The 7,774-nt window shown below is 65.4% G+C and carries 9 protein-coding genes; 6 read left to right on the top strand and 3 right to left on the bottom strand.

Features of this window, described 5'->3' with window-relative positions; genetic code table 11:
- From EN745_RS24925 to EN745_RS24915, 3 genes are all read left to right on the top strand, one after another.
- A partial coding sequence (locus EN745_RS24925; RefSeq protein ID WP_127422501.1) for a glycerol-3-phosphate dehydrogenase occupies positions 1 to 1,436 on the top strand: 1,436 nt, incomplete at its 5' end.
- Positions 1,436 to 2,509 (top strand): class II aldolase/adducin family protein, encoded by a 1,074-nt coding sequence (locus EN745_RS24920; protein ID WP_127422500.1) that lies wholly within the window; start codon positions 1,436 to 1,438, stop codon positions 2,507 to 2,509. The genes EN745_RS24925 and EN745_RS24920, both read left to right, overlap by 1 nt.
- An 80-nt stretch (positions 2,510 to 2,589) precedes the next feature.
- Positions 2,590 to 3,531, top strand: a complete 942-nt coding sequence (locus EN745_RS24915) for a TIM barrel protein (RefSeq protein ID WP_127422499.1) — start codon at positions 2,590 to 2,592, stop codon at positions 3,529 to 3,531.
- Between the two features lie 52 nt (positions 3,532 to 3,583).
- Here EN745_RS24915 and fba read toward each other — a convergent pair whose 3' ends face one another.
- Complete coding sequence (fba, locus tag EN745_RS24910) at positions 3,584 to 4,648, bottom strand: class II fructose-bisphosphate aldolase (RefSeq protein ID WP_127310708.1); 1,065 nt, start codon at positions 4,646 to 4,648, stop codon at positions 3,584 to 3,586.
- A gap of 267 nt (positions 4,649 to 4,915) precedes the next feature.
- On the opposite strand from fba, the gene EN745_RS24905 reads away from it, so the two are divergent.
- Genes EN745_RS24905 through EN745_RS24895 form a run of 3 tightly spaced genes read left to right on the top strand, consistent with a single transcriptional unit; the run spans position 4,916 to position 6,927 of the window.
- A complete protein-coding gene (locus EN745_RS24905; RefSeq protein WP_126056069.1) occupies positions 4,916 to 5,686 on the top strand; it encodes a DeoR/GlpR family DNA-binding transcription regulator in 771 nt (256 codons plus the stop codon).
- Positions 5,687 to 5,699: 13 nt separating this feature from the next.
- A complete protein-coding gene (locus tag EN745_RS24900) occupies positions 5,700 to 6,458 on the top strand; it encodes a triose-phosphate isomerase (RefSeq protein ID WP_126059196.1) in 759 nt (252 codons plus the stop codon).
- Between the two features lie 28 nt (positions 6,459 to 6,486).
- The gene (locus EN745_RS24895) at positions 6,487 to 6,927 is read left to right on the top strand and encodes an RpiB/LacA/LacB family sugar-phosphate isomerase (protein WP_126056068.1); all 441 of its coding nucleotides are present in this window, start codon (positions 6,487 to 6,489) and stop codon (positions 6,925 to 6,927) included.
- On the opposite strand, the gene dhaL is transcribed toward EN745_RS24895, so the two are convergent.
- Both dhaL and EN745_RS24885 read right to left on the bottom strand, forming a co-directional pair.
- Positions 6,924 to 7,562, bottom strand: a complete 639-nt coding sequence (dhaL, locus tag EN745_RS24890) for a dihydroxyacetone kinase subunit DhaL (RefSeq protein WP_126056067.1) — start codon at positions 7,560 to 7,562, stop codon at positions 6,924 to 6,926. The two genes, EN745_RS24895 and dhaL, sit on opposite strands and share 4 nt — an antisense overlap.
- A 10-nt stretch (positions 7,563 to 7,572) precedes the next feature.
- Positions 7,573 to 7,774, bottom strand: a 202-nt coding sequence (locus EN745_RS24885; protein ID WP_189363153.1) for a dihydroxyacetone kinase subunit DhaK, incomplete at its 5' end; no start/stop codon positions are given.

Below are 7,774 nucleotides of genomic sequence, written 5' to 3'. Positions count from 1 at the left end.
GCCGTGGCCTGTCCGTCATCCTGTGCGAGAAGGACGATCTCGCCGAAGGCACCAGCTCACGCTCCGGCAAGCTGGTCCATGGCGGCCTGCGCTATCTCGAATATTACGAGTTCCGGCTGGTGCGGGAAGCGCTGATCGAGCGCGAGGTGCTCTTGGAATCCGCCCCGCACATCATCTGGCCGATGCGCTTCGTGCTGCCGCACAGCCCCGACGATCGGCCGGCCTGGCTGGTCCGCATCGGCCTGTTCCTCTATGATCATCTCGGCGGCCGCAAGCGGCTGCCGGCCACGCGTACGCTGAACCTGCGCACGGCGCCAGAGGGCGCGCCGATCAAGGACGCTTTCAAGCGTGGTTTCGAATATTCCGACTGCTGGGTCGACGATGCCCGCCTCGTCGTCATCAACGCCCTGGACGCGGCGGAGCGCGGGGCGAGGGTCTTCACCCGCACCGCTTGCACCGCCGCCCGTCGCGACAAGGGCCTGTGGTCGGTCGAGATGCGCGACGGCAGGACCGGCGTGAAGACCACGGTCCGGGCAAAGGCGCTGATCAATGCCGCCGGCCCCTGGGTCAACGATGTCGTCAACCGCGTCGCCGGGCAGAACTCCAAGCGCAATGTCCGCCTGGTCAAGGGTAGCCACATCGTCGTGCCGAAATTCTGGGAGGGGCGGCAGGCCTATCTCGTCCAGAACAACGACAAGCGCGTCATCTTCATCAATCCCTATCAGAACGACCTGGCGCTGATCGGCACCACCGACATTCCCTATGAAGGGCGGCCGGAAGACGTGGCGGCGGAGGAGAGCGAGATCGACTACCTGATCAAGGTCGTCAATCGCTACTTCAAGCGCGGCCTGACGCGCGGCGACGTCGTCTACTCGTTCTCCGGCGTCAGGCCGCTTTATGACGACAATGCCGACAATCCGAGCGCGGTGACGCGCGACTATATTTTCGAGCTGGACGCGCCGACCGGGCAGGCGCCGCTGCTCTCCGTCTTCGGCGGCAAGATCACCACCTTCCGCAAGCTCGCCGAGCACGCGCTCGACCGCATCCAGCCGTTCTTTCCGAGAATGGGCAAGGCGTGGACTTCCGCTGCGCATCTGCCGGGCGGCGACATCGCCAATGCCGACTTCGAGCAGTTCCTCGGCGACCTCGGCCGCGACTACCCCTGGATGCCGGCCTCGCTGCTCAAGCATTATGGCCGGCTCTATGGCACGCGGACACGCGCTCTGGTCGGCAATGCCGGATCGCTCGAGCAGCTCGGGCGGCACTTTGGCAGGGATTTCTTCGAGCGCGAGGCGAGCTACCTGTTCGAGCATGAGTGGGCGTCGACCGCCGCCGACATCCTCGACCGCCGCACCAAGCACGGTCTGCATCTCTCGGCCGCTGAGAGAGGCACCTTCGAGGACTGGTGCGCGAACCGATTGGCAAAGGCCGGCTGATGGCAGAACGCAATGATCACGATGCCGCCGAATTGCAGGCGTTGCGCGTCCTGTCCGCCAGTGTCGGCGCTGATCCTCTTCTGGTCCAGGGCGCCGGTGGCAACACCTCTTTCAAAGAGGCCGGTATGCTGTGGATCAAGGCCTCCGGCACCTGGCTGATGAACGCGGCCAGCAACGACATCATGGTCCCGGTGGCGCTGGCGCCCTTGCTCGATGCCGTCGCGCGCAACGACCCGGCGGCCGAGAAGGCCGCCGTGTTCACGCTTGCCGAGCTCAACCCGCACCAGTTGCGCCCGTCCATTGAGACGACGGTGCATGCATTGCTGCCGCGAAAGGTCGTCGTCCATGTCCACTGCGTCGAGACCATCGCGATCGCCGTCCAGGCCAACGCCGAGGCGCTGCTGGAGGAACGCCTGCGCGGCCTCGACTGGGCCTTCGTGCCCTATCGCCGGCCGGGCCTGCCGCTGGCGCAAGGCATCGCCGAACGGCTGAAGCCGCGCACCGACGTGCTCGTGCTCGGCAACCATGGGCTGGTGGTCGCGGCCGAGACGGTCACCGAGGCAAACCTATTGCTGCGGCGCGTCACTGGCCTGCTTGCCCGCGCGCCGCGCAAGGCGCCTGCGCCCGACATCGACGCGCTGATCAGGCTCGCCATGGGTAGTGCCTACCGCCTTCCGGTCGCGATCGAGGCGCACGCCGCCGCCACCGATCTCGCCAGTTGCCGGATCGCCGCCTCGGGCAGTCTCTACCCGGACCACGTGATCTTTCTCGGCATCGGCTCGGCGATCGCCGGTCCGAACGAGAATGCCGCCGCCGTGGTGGCGCGGACAACGGCTGCCGGGCAGCCGGCTCCAGCCTCCATCCTCTTCCCCGGCAAGGGCATACTGATGCGCCGGGATGCCAATGCCGGCGCCGAGGCGATGGCGCGCTGCCTCGCCGATGTCGTCATCCGCGTCGATCCGACGGCGCGCGTCAACTATCTCAGCATCGAGGAGAATGCCGAGCTCCTGAACTGGGACGCCGAGAAATACCGCCAGGAGCTCAACCGGCGCGCCGGCAGCGTGCTGCAATGATTGCGCTTCATGTCGGCGGTTCGGGTGCGTGCGCCATCGGTCGTCACGCTGTCGGGCAGGCCTGAATAGGAGTCTGGAATTTGGCCTTCACGCTCTCCCTCAACACCAACCCGCTGGTCAACCGCTTTGCCGATCCGGACGACCTGATCGACGCCATCGCCTATGACATCGGCATAAGGGACGTCCAGCTCACGCATGAATTCGTAAATCCCGGCTGGCCCGCGGCGACGATCGCCAAATTCGTCCGCCTGTTCCGCGCCGCGCTCGACCGCACCGGCGTGCGCATCACGTCCGGCATGACCGGCCCCTATGGCCGGCTCAACCATTTCGGCCATCCCGATGCCGACGTGCGCCGCTACTATGTAGACTGGTTCAAGACCTTCGCCGCCATTTCGGCCGAGCTCGGCGCCATCGGCATCGGCACGCAGTTCGCGATCTTCACCCACAAGGATTACGACGACCCTGAGCGCCGCGCCCGGCTGCTCGACATCGCGATGGAATGCTGGCGTGAGGTCGCCGATCATGCGAAGGCCGCGGGTCTCACCTATCTGTTCTGGGAACCTATGTCGGTCGGTCGCGAGTTCGGCCACACCATCGAAAGCTGCCGCGCGCTGCACAGCGAGATCGAAGCTGCGGGCCTCGCCATCCCGTTGAAGATGATGGTCGACATCGACCATGGCGACGTCACCTCCAGCAATCCCGCCGACATCGACCCCTATGCCTGGGCCGAGGCTTTCCCGAAAGAGTCGCCGATCATCCACATCAAGCAGTCGTCGATGAACAAGGGCGGCCACTGGCCCTTCACCGCCGCCTACAACAGGGATGGCCGCATTACTCCGGAGAAATTCCTGGAGACTGTGCGGCGCGGCGGCGGCACCGACAACGAGATCTGCCTGGAACTGTCCTTCCGCGAGCGCGAGCCGGTCGACCACCAGGTCGTCGCAATGATCCGCGAATCCGTCGACTATTGGGCGCCGTTCATCGACGCCGGACGATCGGATCTGTCGCCGCAGGCAAAGTAAATGGGCGCGAGCCGCTGTGGCTCACGCCGTTTGAACCGGGTCGGAACAGACCTCAGCCGAACTTCGGATCGAGGCTGCCCGCCTTGTAGCGCTTGGCCATGTCCGACAGCGGGATCGGCTTGATCTTCGGCGCGTTGCCGGCGGTGCCGAACTGCTCGAAGCGCTCCTTGCAGAGCTTCTTCATCGCGGCCATCGCCGGCGTCAGGTACTTGCGCGGGTCGAACTCGCTCGGGTTCTCGGTCAGCACCTTGCGGATCGCGCCGGTCAGCGCCATGCGGTTGTCGGTGTCGATGTTGATCTTGCGTACGCCGTGCTTGATGCCGCGCTGGATCTCCTCGACCGGAACGCCCCAGGTCGGCTTCATCTGGCCGCCGTACTTGTTGATGATCTCCTGCAGATCCTCCGGCACCGACGACGAGCCGTGCATGACCAGGTGCATGTTCGGCAGGCGGCGGTGGATCTCCTCGATCACGTTCATCGCCAGCACCGCGCCGTCCGGCTTGCGCGAGAATTTGTAGGCGCCGTGGCTGGTGCCCATGGCAACCGCCAGCGCGTCGACATGCGTGTCCTTGACGAACTCCACCGCCTGTTCCGGATCGGTCAGAAGCTGGTCGTGGCTGATCGCGCCCTCGACGCCGTGGCCGTCTTCCTGCTCGCCGCCGCCGCTTTCCAGCGAGCCGAGCACGCCGATCTCGCCTTCGACCGAGACGCCGCCCCAATGCGCCATGTCGACGACGCGGCGCGTGATGCCTGAATTGTAGGCGTAGTCGGCCGGCGACTTTCCGTCTTCCTTGAGCGAGCCGTCCATCATCACCGAGGTGAAGCCGTACTGGATCGCGGTGACGCAGGTCGCTTCGTTGTTGCCGTGGTCGAGATGCATGCAGACCGGGATGTCGGGGTGGATTTCGACCAGCGCGTCGATCAGCTTGGCCAGCACCACGTCATTGGCATAGGCGCGCGCGCCGCGGCTGGCCTGCAGGATGACCGGCGACTTGGTCTCCTCGGCCGCCTCCATGATGGCGAGGCCCTGTTCCATGTTGTTCATGTTGAAGGCCGGCACGCCATAGCCGTGTTCGGCGGCATGGTCGAGCAATTGTCTCAGTGTGATGCGAGCCACCCAATAGTCTCCCGTAACTGGTTTCGAATTCGGTTGCTGGCTGTTCGACCGTCGTCCAGCCCGCCGATGCTTCTGGCCGGAATCCCGACGGACCGCAACCGTCCGGCGCGTCGCAGGGAGCAATTCTTGTTACAGGTCGGCAATCTCCGGCAAAAGAAAATCCCACGCCATTGTCACATTATCACAGATATTGTGATATGAATGCGATATCTGTTGTTATATATGGAAGAGCGACCAAGGCGCCCGGACGCTCGGAGGAACCGCGGAGTGAAGAGCGACAGCCGCCGGCAAGGCGTCATGGATTTCCTGATGGAGGCCGGCACCGCCTCCGTCGAGGATCTCGCCGCGCGCTTCGGCGTCTCGAAGATGACCGTTCATCGCGACCTCGACGAGCTGGAGGAGAACGGCTTCCTCCGCAAGGTGCGAGGCGGCGCCTCGATCCAACCGAGCGGCCTGTTCGAGAGCGATTTCCGCTACCGGCAAAAGCAGGCGGTCGGTGAGAAGCTGCGCCTTGCCGCCGCCGCCGTCGCCATGATCGAGCCGGGGCAGACGGTGATTATCGATGACGGCTCGACGGCGGGCGGCATCGCCGGGCACCTCGCCGATCTTCGCCCGCTGACGGTGATCTCCAACAATCTCGCCGTCATCCAGGATCTCGCCGGTGTCGGCGGCATCACGCTGATCGCGCTCGGCGGCCAGTACAGCAAGAAGTTCCACGGCTTCTTCGGCCTGCTCGCCGAGGAGACGCTGAAATCGCTGCGTGCCGACGTCGCCTTCCTGTCGTCGTCGGCCATCCACGGCAGCTCGGCCTTCCACCAGGACCAAGAGGTGGTGCAGACCAAGCGCCTGATGATGGCGGCGGCGGGGCGCAAATATCTGCTGGTCGATCACGGCAAGTTCGGCCGCACGGCGCTGCATTTTCTCACCGACCTCAAGGCGTTCGACGCGGTCTTCACCGGCAGCGAACTCGGCCAGCCCGTGCGTGACGAGCTGGAAGCCACAGGGGTTTCACTGACGGTTGTCGACGGCAAGGAATAGGGGAGTGGTACGCGTGGTCTACTGGGTCGGTACAAGCTGGAAGATGAACAAGACGCTCGCCGAGGCGCTCGCTTTCGCCAAGGCGCTGGCCGGCTTCGCGCCGGGGTTCGACCAGCGCATCCAGCCCTTCGTCATTCCGCCCTTCACGGCGGTGCGCGAGGTCAAGCAGGCGCTGGCATCGACGCGCATCAAGGTCGGTGCCCAGAACATGCATTGGGCCGATGCCGGCGCCTGGACCGGCGAGATATCGCCGCTGATGCTCGGCGATTGCGGCCTCGACCTGGTCGAGCTCGGCCACAGCGAGCGGCGCCAGCATTTCGGCGAGACCGACCACACGGTCGGCCTGAAGACGGCGGCGGCGGTCAGGCACGGGCTGATCCCGCTGATCTGCGTCGGCGAGACGCTCGCCGAGCGGGAGAGCGGCAAGGCCGATGCCGTGTTGACCGCGCAGGTCGAGGGCGCGCTGCAATTCCTCGAAGGCGAGGCGAGGGGAGCAAAAATCCTGTTCGCCTATGAGCCCGTCTGGGCGATCGGTGACAAGGGCATTCCGGCCAGCTCCGACTATGCCGACAGGCAACAGGCGCTGATCAAAACGGTTGCCGGCGGCCTGCTGCCTTCGGTGCCGCCGGTGCTCTACGGCGGCAGCGTCAACCCCGGCAACGCGGCCGAGCTGATCGGCCAACCAAACATTGACGGCCTCTTCATCGGCCGCTCCGCCTGGCGGGCGCAAGGCTACATCGACATCCTCCAGCGCGCCTCAGCCGCGATCTGACATCATTCGAACAGGAAAGGACAAGATCATGCGAATAGCCATTGGAGCGGACAGCGCCGGCAAGCCCTTGCTCGACGTCATCGCCGCCCACCTCGCCACCAAATCCGGCCTCAGCGTCAGCGACCTCAGCCAGGCCGGCTACTATGCCGATCTGTCGCAAAAGCTCGCCCAGACCATCGTCGACGGCGAGAACGATCGCGGCATCCTGTTCTGCGGCACCGGCATCGGCGTCTCGATCTCGGCCAACAAGGTGCCGGGCATCCGCGCCGCACTCACCCACGACACCTATTCGGCCGAGCGCGCGGCGAAATCCAACAACGCCCAGATCATCACCATGGGCGCCCGCGTCATCGGTCCGGAGCTCGCCAAGGCGATCGTCGATACCTGGCTCGCCTCGGAATTCGACGAGAAGGGGCCGTCGGCCGGCAATGTTCAGGCGATCAACCGTTTGGATGCAGCCAAGGCCTAATTGAGACTGCTTCGCATCGCGCCGATGACGGTGACGGCCGAGGCAGCACCCGGGTCGATATGGCCGAGCGAACGCTCGCCGAGCCGCGAGGATCGGCCCTTGGCCGCGATCATGTCCTTGGTCGCTTCGGCGCCGCTTTCGGCGGCGGTCAGCGCGGCCTGCAGGCTCTCGGCCAGGCTTTTGCCCGCGGCGTGCGCGGCGGCGGCCGCCTCGGCCGCCGGCTGCCAGGCGTCGATCATCGTCTTTTCGCCGATTTCGGCCTTGCCGCGATCCTTGATGCCTTGCGCCATCGCCTGGACCATGGCGATGACATCGTCTGCCGCCAGCGTCGCCTTGCCTTTGACGGCGGCGGCGGCGCGCATCAAGGCGGTCGCATAAAGCGGGCCCGACGAGGCGCCGACGGCGTTGAGGAAGGATTTCGCCGCAGTGTTGAGCAGCGCCGTCGGCTCGATCGCCACAAGATCGAGCGCGGCGAGCGCATCGCGCGCGGCATTGAAGCCGAGCGCCATGGCGATCCCGTGGTCGGCGTCGCCGATGACGCCGTCGAGTTGGCAGAGCCTGTCCTTATCGGCCTCGATCGCCGCAGCGATGGCGTCGAACATTCTCTTCAGCTCTGCCGTTCCGATGGCTGTCATGGAAATTCCCTCAGCCGGCGCGGAACATGGCGCAGTCGCAAGGATGGTCGAGCAGTGCCTCCAACTCGCCGTCGAGATGCTCCAGCGTCAGCGAGGCGCCGGCCATTTCCAGCGAGGTGCAGTAATTGCCGACCCAGGTCGCATGCACCGAGACGCCGATGTCGTCGAGCCGCTGCTTGACGCGCCGGTTCATGATGTAGAGCTCCATCAAC

This window comes from Mesorhizobium sp. M4A.F.Ca.ET.022.05.2.1 (assembly GCF_003998845.1).
Lineage (GTDB): Bacteria > Pseudomonadota > Alphaproteobacteria > Rhizobiales > Rhizobiaceae > Mesorhizobium.
The sequence above is the reverse complement of the archived record's forward strand: the minus strand, read 5'-3'. Positions and strand labels throughout refer to the sequence as shown.

Bases quoted from the DNA above. Each gene is read 5' to 3' on its own strand.
- EN745_RS24920 (WP_127422500.1), top strand. From the start codon at position 1,436: ATGGCAGAACGCAATGATCACGATGCCGCCGAATTGCAGGCGTTGCGC.
- dhaL (WP_126056067.1), bottom strand. From the start codon at position 7,562: ATGACAGCCATCGGAACGGCAGAGCTGAAGAGAATGTTCGACGCCATC.
- EN745_RS24895 (WP_126056068.1), top strand. From the start codon at position 6,487: ATGCGAATAGCCATTGGAGCGGACAGCGCCGGCAAGCCCTTGCTCGAC.